We start from the raw sequence: 15,038 nt of genomic DNA, 5'->3' as shown, positions 1-15,038 counted from the left end.
CCCTCCCCCTTTTCCTCTCTGTCTCCCCCCCCCCCCCCTCCCCCCCCCTCCCCCCCCCCCCCCCCCCCCCCCCCCCGCCCCCCGATTTCCCCATCATGATTCCCCCTCAGGCCGTGCCCGGGTTGCCCTGCGCGCGGCCACGCCCTCCGCCACCCGCCCGTGTCACCGGGTGGGGCGGGCGAGCACCACTGCCTCGCGCAGCGCGCTCTGCCCCTGGGGACGCAGCCGTCACATCTGGTCAACGGCGGACACGATTCGGATCGTAGGCGGCGGCGATCACATCCGGTAGCCAGGTTTAAGCAAGGGATGCGTGAGAGCCACCTCGGGGATACCGATGGGTAGATCTGAAGCAAAACGGTGTAATGGGTGGAAAACGCCGCGCTGATTTCTCGCGTCGCGAGAAAACGCGCGGGAAATCCTCGTGAGAGGGAGGGTTGCGGCGGGCGAACCCCCGGAGGGTTGGCGCGAAATGATCGGACTCCGACGCTCCGGTCGGCGCCGTGCCTACCCTGTGCGGGCACCGCACCGGAGAACCTGAGGGAGAGTCGTGCGCGCGATTGTGATGCGAGAATTCGGCGGCCCGGACGTGCTGCGGCTCGAGGACGCGCCCGAGCCCGCGCCCCGCGCCGGCCACTCGCTGGTCGATGTGACTCTGGCGGGCGTCAATTATGCGGACGTGCACGTACGGGAGAACACCTATCTCAAGCCCGTGGAGCTGCCGTACACGCCCGGCAACGAGGTCGTGGGGACCGTGGACGGCACGCGGCGCGTCGTCGGCCTGTGCCGCGGCGGCGGATACGCGGAGCGGGCCCTGCTGCACCGCCGCGTCACCTGGGACGTACCCGACGCGGTCAGCGACGAACAGGCCGTCGCGCTGGCGCTGCAGGGCAACAGCGCCTGGCATCTGCTGTTCACCTCGCTGCGGATCACCGCCGGCGAGACCGTCGTCGTACCGGCCGCGGCGGGCGGTGTCGGCTCGCTGGCCGTCCAGCTCGCCGCGCACGCCGGGGCCCGGGTCGTCGCCCTCGCGGGCTCCCCGGAGAAGCGCAAGCTGGCCCAGGAGTTGGGCGCTCACGCGGTCGTCGACTCGACCGCCGAGGATCTGACGGAGCGCATCCTGGAGGCGGCCGGCGGCCCGGTCGAGGCCGCACTGGAGATGACCGGCGGCGTCACCTTCGAGCAGATCCTCGCCGCCGTGGCACCGCGCGGCCGGCTGGCCGTCTACGGGTTCGCCGGCGGCGACCTGACGAGCGTGCCGACGCGTGACCTGATGGCGCGGTCCATCACCCTCTCGGGCTTCTGGCTGCCGCAGCTCTACGCGGACCGCACGGCGCTGCCGACGTCCATGCAGGCGCTGTTCGGCGCGGTCGCCGACGGTTCGCTCAAGCCGCTGACCGGCGGCGTCCACCCGCTCGGCGAGGCGGCGCGGGTGCACCACGACCTCGCCGCCCGCACCCGGACCGGGAAGCTGGCCCTCGACGTCACCCGCTGATTCCGGTAGTCCGGGGCACCGGGCGGGCACAACGGCTCCGGGAGCGCACCCCGGGGCCGGCCGCCGGGAAGCGCGGTCCGAGTCGCGGGAGACGGGGGTGCCCGCTCGTAGGGGAAATGCCGTGCGTCTTCGGGCGCGGAACACTGTCAGGGGAGAGAACACACGATGGGCAACAGCACCACAGCGTCCCAACCGGCGGCCTCGGCCGCCGCGCCCGCCTCCGCTTCGGGCGCCGTCGTCGAGTCCGATGGTGCGGGCCGTCCCAAGAGCGCGCGCCAGACGGCCAAGGGCGCGTCGTCCGCGGGCTCCCGGACGTCGGGATCCAGCCATGCCGAGCGGGTCTTCCTCGTCCAGACGGCCTTCGCCGAACTGGGCGGATCCGCCCATGGGCCCGGCGAGATCGCCGAATTCACCGGCCTGGACGACTCGGTCGTCTACCGCATCCTGCAGTCCGGCATCTACCAGCGGATCTTCGAGCGGGTGGACCGGGGCCTCTACCGGCTGCGGACCTCCGCCGCCCAGCTCGCCTTCACCGCCCTCGACCACCGCCTCGACGGCGCGCAGACGGTGCTCGGCGACCTGCGGACGGCCACCGACGGCGGGCTGGTGTTCCTCTACATGGTGGCGCCGTTCTCCGGCGCGCAACGGCAGTGCGTCGACATGGCCGTCGGCGACTCCGACCTCGCGGAGCTGGGCATGACGCCGCGCGATGTGCTGTCCGTGACGCGTTCCCTGCGCACCGGCGCCTCCGGGCGGACGATCCTCGCCTACCTGCCGGAGGTACTGCAGCAGCGGGTGCTGGCCGAGCCCGTACCCGACCAGGCGGGACCGGGCGTCTACCGGGACAACAACGCGCTGATGGCGTCCCTCGCGGAGGTGCGCGACCTCGGATACGCACTCGGGTACGAGGAGTGCATGGCCGGATGGAACTCCTGCGCGGCGCCGATCATGTGGGACGGCTCCATCATGGGCGCGGTCCTGCTGCTCAAGCTCAAGTCCGTGATGCCGACGGCCCCCCACAGCGTCATCGAGGCGACGAAGGAGGCGGCGGCCGAACTCAGCCGCTACGGAGCCGCCCGCCCGGCCGCCGACCAGGCCTGAACGGCGCCACCAGCCCACCAGGCCCGTCATGAACCGGGGCCTCCTCTCCGGGGCGGGGCCGGAAGCCGCACAATGAAGTACCGACGACGCACAAGGGGGTCCCATGGAACCGGAGTTGGTGGCGCTCGCCACGGCGGGGGCGACGACGCTGGTGCAGCAGATGGCGACGGACGGCTGGACGGCGGTCCGCGGCAGGATGGCGGCCTTCCTCGCCCGGCGCCGGGGCACCGCGGACGAGGAGGCGGTCGAGGGCGAGCTGGAGGTCTCCCGTGCCGATCTCGTGGCCGCCCGGCAGGAGGGCGACCAGGACGGCGTGGACGGCGTGACCACGGCCTGGCGGCTGCGGCTGCAGCGGTCGCTGCGCGAGGACCCGGCCGCGGCGGCCGAACTGCGCGCCCTGCTCGACGAGGTGGCGCCCGACCGGGACCGCACGACGGTCCAGAATGCGTACAACACCATCAACGGCGGTGTCCACCACGCTCCGGTGATCCAGGTCGGCTTCGTAACCGAGGGCTCCACCTTCCACTCGCCGCCAGGCCGGCCGCACTCCGGCTGACGCGCCGCGCCGCGCACTGTGCGACCGGGCAGAATGGCGGTGTGCGGCTCGAAGCGATCACCTGGGAACGGCTCACCGACGCGCTCGCCGAGCGCATCGTCACGACGACGGCGAAGGACGGGAGTCCCTGGCTGAGAGTGGCCGTCGACGGGGCTCCCGCTGCCGCGCCCGGCGACCTGGCGGCCCGGCTCGCCGAGGCGCTGCGGCTCCGGGGGCGGGCGGTGCACAAGGCCGGCACCTTCGGCTTTCTGCGTCCCGCCTCCCTGCGGCTGGAGTACGGCCGTGAGGATCCCGACGCCTACCACGACGAGTGGTTCGACCGGCAGGCGCTGTGGCGTGAGGTCTTCCAGCCGCTGGATCCCGGCGGCACCGGGCGGGTGCTCCCGGACCTGTGGGATCCGCTGGCGGACCGGGCGACGCGCAGTGCGTACGTGACGCTGCCGCCGGGCGGTGTCCTGCTGCTGCACGGCCCCCTGCTGCTCGGTCACTGGTTTCCCTTCGATCTCTCCGTCCACCTGAAGCTCTCGCCGGCCGCGCTCGCCCGTCGCACCCCTGAGGGCGAGCGCTGGACGCTGCCCGCCTTCGCGCGCTACGAGGCCGAGACACGGCCCGAAGAGGCGGCGGATGTCGTCGTACGGGCCGACGATCCCCGTCGGCCGGCCTGGAGCGGACCCGTCTGAGCGCCGGGCCCGGACCTCAGACGAGCTGCCGGATCTCGCCCCGGACGCGGTAGAAGCCGCCCGAGGCCGCCGACAGGTCCTCGACGACATACCGCGCCCCGGCCCGGCGTATATGGCGCGGGAACTGGACGTTCCAGGACGGCTCGTAGCCCTCGGAGACCACATGGACCCGCAGCCGGCCGCTTTCCTGCACGCACTCCACCACGATCCCCGAGGCGGCGGACGTCACCGTCTGCACCGTGGCCGACGGGGTGTACGTGGGCAGCGCGGCGGCCGACTTCACATCCCGGGCCACCGGCACCGTGCCCGACTGGGCGGCGGCGATGGCCGCGTCGCTCGCGTCGACGCACACCAGCGAGCCGTCCGTGGTGACCATGTACAGCTTCTCGTCCAGATACTGCATCGACAGCGCCGATCCGCCGCCGGTGCCCAGCTTCCACAGGCGGGTGCCGTCGGCGGCGAAGCAGTACACCGACGAGGCCGAGTCGCCGGCGAAGACATAGCGGCCACCGGGGGCCGTGGCGCAGGAGTAGACGACCGTGTCGCACTGGTAGGCGGCCTCCAGCGCTCCGCCGGCCTTCGACAGCCGCTGCACGACCTTGCGGTTCGTGCCGGCGTACACCGAGTGGTCCTCCTGCCAGCCGAACAGGACCGCGCCGTTGGTCGGGGTGTGCCACAACTCGCCGCTGCCGTCGGCGGCGTAGGCGGTCACACCGCGCTGGTGGCCGTGGTAGACGGCGCGTTCGTCCCTCCGCACCATCCAGGCGTGCTCACCGGGGCTGCGCCGGGACCACTGGTACTCGTCCTCGTGGTCGATGACCGTCAGCCCGCCGTTGCGGTCGGCGACGTGGAGAATGCCCTCCCGGATGTCGAGCCAGAAGATGTCGACGTCGGGGGCGACGTCGTAGGCCGCGAAGGGGAGCTTGGAGGACAGGTCGTAGACCGTGCCGTCGTCGCAGCCGGCGTAGATCCAGAAGTCGTCCGCCACCAGGCACTTGACGCCGTCGGGGAGCTGATAGCGCGCCAGCACCTCACCGTCGTGGCCGAGCGTGTAGACGTCCCCGCTCTGATTGCCGACCCAGCAGCGGTCCTCGGAGATGTGGATGCCGAACGCCGCGGCGCCCGTACGGAACCGCCACAGCACCGGCGCGACCGCGCGGGCCGTCGACGGGGCGGACGTCACCTGGCGTCGCGTCACCGGACGGGCGGAGCGCTGCCCCTGGACGGCAGGGGCGTAGCCCTTGCGGACCTTCTCGCCGATCTTCCTGGCGGCCGCGGCCTGCGCCTTCTCCCGCGTCGGGAACGTCGAGGCCTGCCGCTGGCCGGCCGCGCCGATGCGCCCGTAGCGCACCGAGACGACCGTGTCCTCCACCGTCACCTCGTAGAACTTGTGGGCGCCGCCGCCGTCTTGCGACAGCTCCAGATACGTCGTGGTCACGGACATGGATCTCCCCTCCCCGGGCGGCTCCGACGGCCGTCCCCCGCTGCTGAAAACCGTACGGCCGGCCACTGACAATCGGTCTTCGAGCGCCTGCCGCGGACCGCCGACAGCCCTGCCCGCGCGGGCGGTTAGCGTGAGGGGGTGACCACTTCATTCAACGCTTCCGCCCCGTCCGACGCGGCCGCCGCGCTGCCCGGCAGCCAGGGCCCCACCGCAACCGTGGAGGCCCGGCCGCGCTCCGTCGGCGCCGTTCAGACGTCCTACGCGCCCGACCCGGACGGCGACCCGGACCCCGGCGAGATCGTGTGGACGTGGGTGCCCTACGAGGAGAACGACGGGCGGGGCAAGGACCGGCCGGTGCTCGTCGTCGCGCGGGAGACCCGCGGCACGCTGCTGGCCGTCCAGCTCTCCAGCAAGCGGCACAACAACGACCGGGAGTGGGTCCCCATCGGGGCCGGCCCGTGGGACCGCGCGGGGCGCGACTCATGGGTGGCGGTGGACCGTGTGCTGCGGGTGCACCCGGCCGGGATGCGGCGCGAGGCCTGCGCGCTGGACCGCGGCCGCTTCAACCTCGTCGTCAACCGGCTGCGCGAGCGCTACGGCTGGCGCTGACGGCAACACTGGGCGTCAGGCGTCCGCCACGGCCAGCAGCTTGGTGACGGTGTTCCAGTTGCGGGCGGTGGCCGTCACCCCGAGGGGGGCGCGGCTCACGGCGGCGGCGAGCTTGGAGCGGCCGATGCCGCCCGGGCACCACAGATACAGTTCGCGCCCGGTCAGCCGGAACCGGTCGGGCGCGAACGCGGCCGGGGCGAGCGCGTCCAGCCGGGAGGTGTCGGCAGGCACCGCCGACAGGAACGTCACATGCAGGCTCTTGGGCTCCGGCACGGCCTGCGGAAACGGATTCGCGGCGACGGCGGCGGCCAGCTCGTCGCGGGTGCGGACGACGACCGGCACCGTCAGGCCGAGCTCGGCGGCGATCCCGTCCTCGATCGTCCGGGCGGTCTCCTCGGGCGGCGTACCGGGGTCGGCGAAGACGATGTTGCCGGTCTGCAGCAGGACGGAGACGTCCTGGAACCCCAGGGACACGGCCAGCTCCAGCTGCCTGGCCTTGGGGAAGGAGTTGTGGCCTCCGACGTTGATGCCGCGGAGCAGAGCGATCTGACGGGACATGGCGCTGCCATTCGTGAGGGGTCCGGCCCGGGTGCGGACGGACGACGGCCGGGATCAGAAGAGCGGGGCGGGCAGCACACCTTCGAGGGCCAGCAGCAGGCGCTTGGTCTCCAGGCCGCCGCCGAAGCCGCCGATCCCGCCGTCGCTGGCCACGACGCGGTGGCAGGGGACGACGACCGGCAGCGGATTGGAGCCCATCGCCGCGCCCACCGCACGGGCCGCGCCCGGCTCCCCGACCCGGTCGGCGAGGTCCTGATAGCCGACCACGCTGCCGTAGGGGACGCCGGAGGCCAGGGCGTGCAGGACCCGGGCGTTGAAGCCGGAGGACAGCGACCAGTCCAGGGGGACGGTGAAGGACCGCAGATCCCCGGAGAAGTAGGCGGTGAGCTCGGCGGTGGCCGTCGCCAGATGGGGGGTCTCCGGGAGCGGTGGCCCGCCGAAGAACTGCTCCAGTCGGGTCAGCGCGCGGCGGGTCGTCCGCTCGTCGGCATGGAAGACCACCTGGGCCAGGCCCTCCCGGGTCGCGGCGAGCAGCAGCGGGCCGATCGGGGTCTCCAGACGGGCCCAGGCCCACTCGCGCCGAGCCGCGGATCCTGCCGGCGGTGCGGGGGCCTGCTCGGAAACCTGCTCGGAATGCGTCACCTGATCAGGGTAGGACGGGCCACCGACAATGCGACGGGGAACGGCCCGGCTGTCGCCGCCTGGTGCCGCTCCCCGTCGGTGCCGGGCGCTCAGGCGCCGCTCTTGTTCCTGTTCTCCAGCGCGTCCTGCACCACATCGGGCTTGTTGGTGATGATGCCGTCCACATCCAGGTCGGCGAGCTTGAGCGCGACGGCCGGGTCGTCGACGGTCCAGGTGTACAGGTCCAGCTGCCGGCGGTGCGGGCCCTTCAGGCCGTGTACGGCGGCGACGTACTCCGGGGTGACCGCCGTGTGGACCGGATTGATCTGATCGCAGTACTTGGCGAACTTCGGGAGGTCGGCGACGGACGGGTTGCCCAGGAAGCCCGTCTTGAGGTCCGGCCGGAGCGTGTGCACGGTCTTGAGGGTGTCGGCGTTGAAGCTCTGGATGATCAGACGGTGCTTGACGTGGTCCCTGTCCAGCCAGCCGCCGCGGCGCAGCTCGAGGAGGGTCTGCCGCTCGATGCCCGGATAGAGCTCCGGCGACTTGAGCTCCATCAGCAGGTTCTGGTCGTTGTGCTCGACCTCGTCCATGTAGTCCTCGAGCGTCGGCACCCGCTCGCCCTCGAACTTCTGCCCGAACCAGCTGCCCGCGTCCAGCTTCTCGATCTCCTTGAGGGTGAAGTCCGCGACGTTCCAGGGGGAGCGGTCGGGGAAGACCTTCTTGACGTTCGTCGTCCGGGCGAGCGAGTTGTCATGGAGGATGACCAGCTCACCGTCCTTGGTGCGCTGAACGTCGTTCTCGACCCATTCGATGCCGAGCTCGGCGGCCGCGTCGATGGAGGCGAGGGTGTTCTCGGGCGCGTACGACGAGGCGCCGCGGTGGGCGACCGTCACCGGAGTGTGTCCGTGCGGTGAGGCCTGGGCGGCGTTGGTGGAGAGGACGAGCGCGGACAGACCCATGAGCGCACCGGCGACAACGGTGGCGACGGGGCGGATACGCATACGGACTCCTCGTGACGTCGTGGGCGTGAGCGGACGTGAGTGACGTGTACCGGGTCGGACGGGCAGAGGCTCACAGCCGGGCCAGAGCGGGAGGCGGTCGTACGGTGGCCGAGGGCTGAACGAGAAATGGCCGGTCTTCCGTGGAGCGTTCGCGCAATTGCAGGATGCCCGGAAAAGCCGTGCAACAGACGTGCGCTCCGATGCCGTCCAACTTGCCGGAGTCGCGGCATCTGCGCATCTTGACCGATGGTGCGTCACCCCTCGTGCTTCTGACCGGTTTTGGTCATATGTAGTGAAAGAGGGGCCGCCGTGACCCCGCTCCGCGCGCGAGCGCACCGCTTTCATGGCAAGGGGGCTCCCCGGCCGTGCGCCCGGCGCCTGCCACGGCCGTGACGCCCCTGGCCCAACGCGCCGTCGCGCCGTCGCCGCCCGGCGTCCCCCGCCCGCCGAGCAGTCCCGCCACGCCGGCCGGCGCCGCGGTAAATCCGCAGGTCGGAGCGATTCCCCGCCGATTGTCAGTGCTGGGTCGTACGGTGGATCCCATGCGGCCCGAATCAAAGATCGAACGCACGGTGGCGCCCTTCGAGGTCGTCAGCCCCTACCAGCCCAACGGCGACCAGCCGGCGGCCATCGCCGAGCTGGAGCGGCGCATCCGCGGGGGTGAAAAGGACGTCGTCCTGCTGGGCGCCACCGGCACCGGCAAGTCGGCGACCACCGCATGGATGATCGAGAAGCTGCAGCGCCCGACACTCGTCATGGCGCCCAACAAGACCCTCGCGGCCCAGCTCGCCAACGAATTCCGCGAGCTGCTGCCGAACAACGCCGTCGAGTACTTCGTCTCCTACTACGACTACTACCAGCCCGAGGCCTACGTCCCGCAGTCCGATACGTACATCGAGAAGGACTCCTCGATCAACGAGGAGGTCGAACGGCTGCGCCACTCCGCGACGAATTCGCTGCTCACGCGGCGTGACGTCGTCGTGGTCGCCTCGGTGTCCTGCATCTACGGCCTGGGTACGCCGCAGGAGTACGTCGACCGGATGGTCCCGCTGAAGGTCGGCGACGAATTCGACCGCGACCAGCTGCTGCGCCGCTTCGTCGACATCCAGTACACCCGCAACGACGTGGCCTTCACCCGGGGCACCTTCCGGGTCCGGGGCGACACCATCGAGATCTTCCCGGTCTACGAAGAGCTGGCCGTGCGGATCGAGATGTTCGGCGACGAGATCGAGGCGCTGTCCACCCTCCACCCGCTCACCGGCGAGGTCATCAGCGAGGACCAGGAGCTGTACATCTTCCCGGCCAGCCACTACATCGCCGGTCCGGAGCGCATGGAGCGGGCCATCGCCGGGATCGAGGCCGAGCTGGCCGACCGCCTGGCCACCCTGGAGAAGCAGGGCAAGATGCTCGAGGCCCAGCGGCTGCGCATGCGCACCACGTACGACATCGAGATGATGCGGCAGATCGGGTCCTGCTCGGGCATCGAGAACTACTCGATGCACATGGACGGCCGCGAGCCCGGTTCCGCGCCCAACACCCTCATCGACTACTTCCCGGACGACTTCCTCCTGGTCATCGACGAGTCGCATGTCACCGTCCCGCAGATCGGTGCGATGTACGAGGGCGACGCCTCCCGTAAGCGCACCCTCGTCGACCACGGCTTCCGGCTGCCGTCCGCCCTGGACAACCGCCCGCTGAAGTGGGAGGAGTTCCTGGAGCGCATCGGCCAGACGGTCTACCTGTCCGCGACCCCCGGGCCGTACGAGCTCGCCCGCGGCGACGGCTTCGTGGAGCAGATCATCCGCCCGACCGGCCTGGTCGACCCGGAGGTGGTGGTCAAGCCCACCGACGGGCAGATCGACGATCTGGTGCACGAGATCAGGGCACGTACGGAGAAGGACGAGCGCGTCCTGGTCACCACCCTCACCAAGAAGATGGCCGAGGACCTCACCGACTACTTCCTGGAGCTCGGCATCCAGGTCCGCTACCTGCACAGCGACGTGGACACGCTGCGACGCGTGGAGCTGCTGCGCGAGCTGCGATCGGGTGAATACGACGTCCTGGTGGGCATCAACCTGCTGCGGGAGGGCCTCGACCTTCCCGAGGTCTCCCTGGTGGCCATTCTGGACGCCGACAAGGAGGGCTTCCTGCGGTCCGGTTCGGCGCTGATCCAGACGATCGGACGCGCGGCGCGCAACGTCTCCGGCCAGGTGCACATGTACGCCGACAAGGTCACCCCGGCGATGGCGAAGGCCATCGACGAGACCAACCGCCGGCGCGAGAAGCAGCTGGCGTACAACAAGGAGCACGGCATCGACCCGCAGCCGCTCCGCAAGAAGATCGGCGACATCGTCGCCACGATCGCCCGCGAGGAGATCGACACCCAGGAACTGCTGGGCACGGGCTACCGCAAGTCGGGCGAGGCCAAGGAGGCCAAGGGCAAGGCCCCGGTCCCGTCGCTCGGTGCACAGGCGGGCAAGGGCAAGGGCAAGGCGGGTGCGGTGCTGACGGACCGTCCCGCCGCCGAACTGGCCGAACTCATCGAGGAGATGACGGAGCGGATGCGGGCCGCCGCGGCCGAGCTGCAGTTCGAAGTCGCCGCCCGGCTGCGCGACGAGGTGGGTGAACTGAAGAAGGAGCTGCGGCAAATGAGGGAGGCCGGCGTGCAGTGACGCCGGGCCGCGACGGGCGGGCCGCAGCCGCCCCGGTGTTGCAGAAACGCCACAAAACGCGGGCCCGGCGCGCCCCGGGTCCGCCGTCGTGCGTAGGGTCGAGGGGGCCCGCCGGAGAGCTGGGCGGGGACAGTACGGAGAAGGGACGGCGCGTGTCGGTCAATTTGTCCAAGGGGCAGGGCATCAGCCTGCAGAAGTCCGACGGCGGAACGCTGACCGCGGTGCGGATGGGGCTGGGGTGGCGCTCGGCGCCGCGCCGCGGCCTGTTCGGGAGGCGCACCAACGAGATCGACCTCGACGCCTCCGCGGTGCTGTTCGCCGACAAGAAGCCGATAGACGTCGTCTTCTTCCAGCACCTGATCAGCGATGACGGCGCCGTCCGGCACACCGGCGACAACCTGGTCGGCGGCGCGGGGCAGGGCGGCGACGACGAGGCGATCCTGGTCGACCTGGCACGGCTGCCGGTGCACATCGACCAGATCGTGTTCACGGTCAACTCGTTCACCGGCCAGACCTTCACCGAGGTGCAGGACGCCTTCTGCCGGCTGGTGGACGAGACCAACGGCCAGGAGCTGGCCCGCTACACCCTTACGGGCGGTGGCAACTACACCGCCCAGGTGATGGCCAAGGTGCACCGTGCGGGCAGCGGCTGGCAGATGACCGCCATCGGCGAGCCCGCCGTGGGCCGTACGTTCCAGGACCTGGTGCCGGCGATCGTGCCGCACCTGTAAGCACCGCACATCGCGGCGGCGCGCCCCGGGCCGTGCCGCCGCATCCCCGGGCCTGCGCCCGGGCCCGGCCCGGGACGCGATCACCATCAGGGGGAACAACGATGACGGCCGAGCTGGTCCGGGGGCAGAACCATCCGCTGGACCGCACACGGGTGGAGATCCGGATCACGGCGGGCGGCCCCGTCGTGGCCGGGGTGACGCTCGGCGACGAGCAGGGCAGGATCCCGGGAGCCGAGGCGGTGGCCCACCCCGGCGAGCCCCGGCGCACCGGCATCGAGGTTCCCCGTCAGGCGGCCGCCGAGCACCGCATCGCGGTCGACCTCGACGCGCTGCCCGACGCCGTCCACCGGGTCAGCGTCCTGCTGGCGCTGCCCACCGGCATCGGCGCGCTGACCACCTTCGGCGCCGCCGCCGCGCCGTCCGTGGCGGTCACCGGCCTCGACGGCACCCCCCTGGCCGACTACACCATCACCGGCCTGGGGGCCGAGTCCGCGGTCGTCGCCGTGGAGCTGTACCGCAGGCAGGGCGCCTGGAAGGTGCGCGCGGTGGGCCAGGGGTACGCCGACGGCCTCACCGCGATGCTGCGCGACCAGGGGCTCGCGCAGGCGGCGGAGCTCGCCGCGGAGATCGAGCGGGCGGTCGGCCTGGGGCACGCCCGCGCGGTCCCGGCGCCCGCGCCCGCCGCGGCGGGCCGGTCCGAACGGCCGGAGCGCTCCGCGGCGGGTACGGCCCCCGCGCCCACCGCGCAGCAGCCCGCCCCCGCCCCGACGGCAGCCGACGCCTCGGCGGCATCCGGCACCGGCGCGGCGGGGTCCGGCACCGCCGGAGCGGCGGCCGGGGCCGCGCCCAAGGCCGCCGCGTCCCCGGCGTCCCACGGCCCCGTCGACTACCGGCACCCCGCGCGCCGCAGCGCCCCCGCACCCACCGGTCCGGCCCCGGCCGGCCCCGCCGCTTCCGACGGCCCCCCGCTCCCCGTCGCCGGTGACGCCGCCGGATGGAGCATGGAGGAGCGGCTCTACAACCAGGTCTGGGGCATGTTCGAGGACCTGGCCCGTTCGGTCGCGGCGTACCGCAGCGCGTCCGACTTCGCCGAGTCCCGCCTGGAGCAGGAGCTCGACAAGGCCCTCTCCGACCCGCGCAACCGCCTCGGTACGGCCGCCGATGCCGCCCGTGCCACCGCCCGCGACAAGCACGCCACCCTGGTCACCCAGGCCCGGGCCGCCCTGGACCGCGACCTCGGGCAGCTCGCGGCCGAGTCGGAGGTCGTGGAGCCGGCGCTGCCGCCCGCCTTCGCCCGCTGGGACAACCCCGTATGGCAGGGCTATCACGTACCGCTGGAGCGCCCGATGGCGCTGCGCCTGGGCGATCTGCACCTTCCGGAGGTCCTGGACCTGCGCATCCCCATGCTCGTCCGCCTCCCCCTGGAGCGCGGCCTGTGGATCGACAGCGGGCCGGATGCCTACGACCGCGGCGGCTCCCTCCCCGAGCGCGAGTACGGCCGGCGGGAGCTGGGCAGCGCACTGGCGGACGGGCCGCCGGACGAGGTCGAGCTGCGCCGGCTCGCCACGGAGACCGCCGTGGCCATCGCCGCCCGGTTGCTCGCGGTCCACCCCGCCGGCGAGTTCGCGGTCCAGGTCATCGACCCGGGCGGCACGGCGGCGCCGGCGCTGGCACCGCTCCTGGAGTCCGGCGTGCTGCCCGCGGCACCGGTTCCCGGCGCCAAGGGCGTGGCCACGGTCCTTGAGGAGCTGACCCGGCGGGTGGACCTCGTCCAGATGGCCCTGCGCAGCCGGGCCGCCGATGCGCTGCCGCCGGATCTGGACACCGCCGAGCAGCTGCTGATCGTGCATGACTTCCCGCACGGCTTCGACGACCGCGCCCTGACCCAGCTCCGCTATCTGGCCGACGAGGGCCCCGCGGCCGGGGTGCATCTGATGATGGTCGCCGACCGCGCCCAGGCCCGGGAGTACGGCCCGGTCCTGGACCCGCTGTGGCGCTCGCTGCTGCGGATCACGCCGGTGCCCGACGCGCACCTGGCCGATCCCTGGGTCGGCCACGCCTGGACGTATGAGCCGCCGCTCGCCCCGAGGGGCAGCCAGGTGGTGCGCCAGGTGCTCGGCCGGGTCGCCCAGGCCCGCGACGCGGGACGCGGCTGACCCGGACGACGCTCCCGTATGGGACGCGGCCGAGCCGGTTCCTGCTCCCGCGCGGCCCGCGAACCCTGGCGGGCCGGACTCCTGCCCAGCACCTCAATTACCACCCTGACCAGCACCTTTACCTATCTCTTTACTATTACTTGGCCTTCCTTTACCCTTCTTGGTGCGGAGGGGAGTATTCCCACCACGACGTACCCGTCATCACGGATTGCGAGTGTGACGAGATCCCGGGGCGTCGGCCCCGTTCCCTCGGGTGGAACGGGGCGGAAGAGACCTCCGGCAGCGACGACGCTGTGAGTGCCGTACGACTCTGCCGGAGGAGCAGTGGACGTTTCCCTGAACCTGTGGGTCCTGACCATCCTTGGTCTCTGTGCCCTGATAGCCGCCGATTTCTTCATCGGTGGACGCAAACCGCATGAGGTCTCCCTCAAGGAGGCCGGAATCTGGACCGGCGTCTGGATCGCGCTCGCCGCGCTGTTCGGCCTCGGGCTGTTGCTCTTCGGCGGCACCGCGCCGGCCGGTGAGTTCTTCGCGGGCTTCATCACCGAGAAGTCCCTGAGCGTCGACAACCTCTTCGTCTTCGTGCTGATCATGGCGAAGTTCGCGGTCCCCGCGATCTACCAGCAGCGCGTGCTGATGGTCGGCGTGCTGATCGCGCTGGTGCTGCGGGCCGGCTTCATCGGCGCCGGCGCCGCGATCATCGCCAACTTCTCCTGGGTGTTCTACATCTTCGGGGCGTTCCTCATCTGGACCGCCTGGAAGCTCATCAAGGAGGCCCGTGCCGAGGAGGAGGACGAGGAGTTCGAGGAGAACCGCTTCCTGAAGCTGGTCGAGAAGCGCTTCCCGTCGACCGACAAGTACCACGGCACCAAGCTGTTCATCGTCGAGAACGGCAAGCGGCTGATGACGCCGATGCTGATCGTCATGCTGGCTATCGGCACCACCGACGTCCTGTTCGCGCTGGACTCCATCCCCGCGATCTTCGGTCTCACCCAGGACCCGTACATCGTCTTCACCGCCAACGCCTTCGCCCTGATGGGCCTGCGGCAGCTGTACTTCCTGATCGGGGGGCTGCTGAAGAAGCTGGTCCACCTCTCCTACGGCCTGTCGATCATCCTGGGCTTCATCGGCGTGAAGCTCGTACTGCACGCGCTGCACGAGTCCGGGGTGGCCGTTCCGGAGATCAGCATTCCGGTCTCCCTGGGCGTCATCTGCGCCGTGCTCGTCGTCACGACGATCACCAGCCTGCGCGCCTCGAAGAAGCAGGCGGCTGCCGAGGCCGCGGCTGCCGACAAGGAGAGCGTCGACGCCTGAGGCCCGAGGCCCCCGGCGCACAGTTGACGGCGCGGGGGGGGGGGCGCCCCCCACACCAGAGCGGGGGGGCCCACGACCCCCCGGGAGACAAAGAGAGAAC

13 protein-coding genes are annotated in these 15,038 nt (G+C 71.6%); 9 read left to right on the top strand and 4 right to left on the bottom strand.

All coding sequences use genetic code 11. The annotated features are described in order from the left end of the window. Positions 1–547 precede the first annotated feature (547 nt). From ACZ5XZ_RS24710 to ACZ5XZ_RS24695, 4 genes are all read left to right on the top strand, one after another. Positions 548–1,492: a quinone oxidoreductase family protein gene (locus tag ACZ5XZ_RS24710; protein ID WP_468981573.1), complete on the top strand. Its 945-nt coding sequence runs from the start codon at positions 548–550 to the stop codon at positions 1,490–1,492. A gap of 165 nt (positions 1,493–1,657) precedes the next feature. Then, on the top strand, positions 1,658–2,593 hold the full coding sequence (locus ACZ5XZ_RS24705) for an IclR family transcriptional regulator domain-containing protein (RefSeq protein WP_468981572.1): 936 nt from the start codon (positions 1,658–1,660) through the stop codon (positions 2,591–2,593). A gap of 103 nt (positions 2,594–2,696) precedes the next feature. Continuing rightward, the gene (locus tag ACZ5XZ_RS24700; RefSeq protein WP_468981570.1) at positions 2,697–3,149 is read left to right on the top strand and encodes a hypothetical protein; all 453 of its coding nucleotides are present in this window, start codon (positions 2,697–2,699) and stop codon (positions 3,147–3,149) included. A 41-nt stretch (positions 3,150–3,190) separates the two neighbouring features. Beyond that, the gene (locus tag ACZ5XZ_RS24695; protein WP_468981567.1) at positions 3,191–3,829 is read left to right on the top strand and encodes a nucleoside/nucleotide kinase family protein; all 639 of its coding nucleotides are present in this window, start codon (positions 3,191–3,193) and stop codon (positions 3,827–3,829) included. Between the two features lie 16 nt (positions 3,830–3,845). Here ACZ5XZ_RS24695 and ACZ5XZ_RS24690 read toward each other — a convergent pair whose 3' ends face one another. Beyond that, on the bottom strand, positions 3,846–5,273 hold the full coding sequence (locus tag ACZ5XZ_RS24690; RefSeq protein ID WP_468981565.1) for a WGR domain-containing protein: 1,428 nt from the start codon (positions 5,271–5,273) through the stop codon (positions 3,846–3,848). Between the two features lie 138 nt (positions 5,274–5,411). Between ACZ5XZ_RS24690 and ACZ5XZ_RS24685 the strand changes: the two genes are divergently transcribed. Then, positions 5,412–5,882, top strand: a complete 471-nt coding sequence (locus ACZ5XZ_RS24685) for a type II toxin-antitoxin system PemK/MazF family toxin (RefSeq protein WP_468981563.1) — start codon at positions 5,412–5,414, stop codon at positions 5,880–5,882. 15 nt (positions 5,883–5,897) lie between these two features. On the opposite strand, the gene ACZ5XZ_RS24680 is transcribed toward ACZ5XZ_RS24685, so the two are convergent. The 3 genes from ACZ5XZ_RS24680 to ACZ5XZ_RS24670 form a co-directional block, all read right to left on the bottom strand. Then, positions 5,898–6,440, bottom strand: a complete 543-nt coding sequence (locus tag ACZ5XZ_RS24680; RefSeq protein WP_468981562.1) for a DUF1697 domain-containing protein — start codon at positions 6,438–6,440, stop codon at positions 5,898–5,900. A gap of 54 nt (positions 6,441–6,494) precedes the next feature. Further along, positions 6,495–7,082, bottom strand: coding sequence for a methylated-DNA--[protein]-cysteine S-methyltransferase (locus ACZ5XZ_RS24675; RefSeq protein WP_468981560.1), 588 nt, complete (start codon positions 7,080–7,082; stop codon positions 6,495–6,497). Between the two features lie 89 nt (positions 7,083–7,171). Further along, positions 7,172–8,065, bottom strand: coding sequence for a glycerophosphodiester phosphodiesterase (locus tag ACZ5XZ_RS24670; protein WP_468981558.1), 894 nt, complete (start codon positions 8,063–8,065; stop codon positions 7,172–7,174). 542 nt (positions 8,066–8,607) lie between these two features. Between ACZ5XZ_RS24670 and uvrB the strand changes: the two genes are divergently transcribed. The 4 genes from uvrB to ACZ5XZ_RS24650 all read left to right on the top strand — a co-directional run bounded on the left by uvrB (position 8,608) and on the right by ACZ5XZ_RS24650 (position 14,938). Then, positions 8,608–10,737: an excinuclease ABC subunit UvrB gene (uvrB, locus tag ACZ5XZ_RS24665; protein WP_468981556.1), complete on the top strand. Its 2,130-nt coding sequence runs from the start codon at positions 8,608–8,610 to the stop codon at positions 10,735–10,737. Between the two features lie 152 nt (positions 10,738–10,889). Beyond that, a complete protein-coding gene (locus ACZ5XZ_RS24660; protein ID WP_468981554.1) occupies positions 10,890–11,468 on the top strand; it encodes a TerD family protein in 579 nt (192 codons plus the stop codon). A gap of 101 nt (positions 11,469–11,569) precedes the next feature. After that, positions 11,570–13,624 carry a TerD family protein gene (locus tag ACZ5XZ_RS24655; protein ID WP_468981552.1) on the top strand — a complete coding sequence of 685 codons (2,055 nt, stop codon included), beginning with the start codon at positions 11,570–11,572 and terminating at the stop codon, positions 13,622–13,624. Positions 13,625–13,948: 324 nt separating this feature from the next. Beyond that, a complete protein-coding gene (locus ACZ5XZ_RS24650; RefSeq protein ID WP_468981550.1) occupies positions 13,949–14,938 on the top strand; it encodes a TerC family protein in 990 nt (329 codons plus the stop codon). Positions 14,939–15,038: the final 100 nt, after the last annotated feature.

It is taken from the genome of Streptomyces sp. NPDC033270, from assembly GCF_055576575.1.
This window is presented reverse-complemented; position numbering and strand designations above follow the sequence as displayed.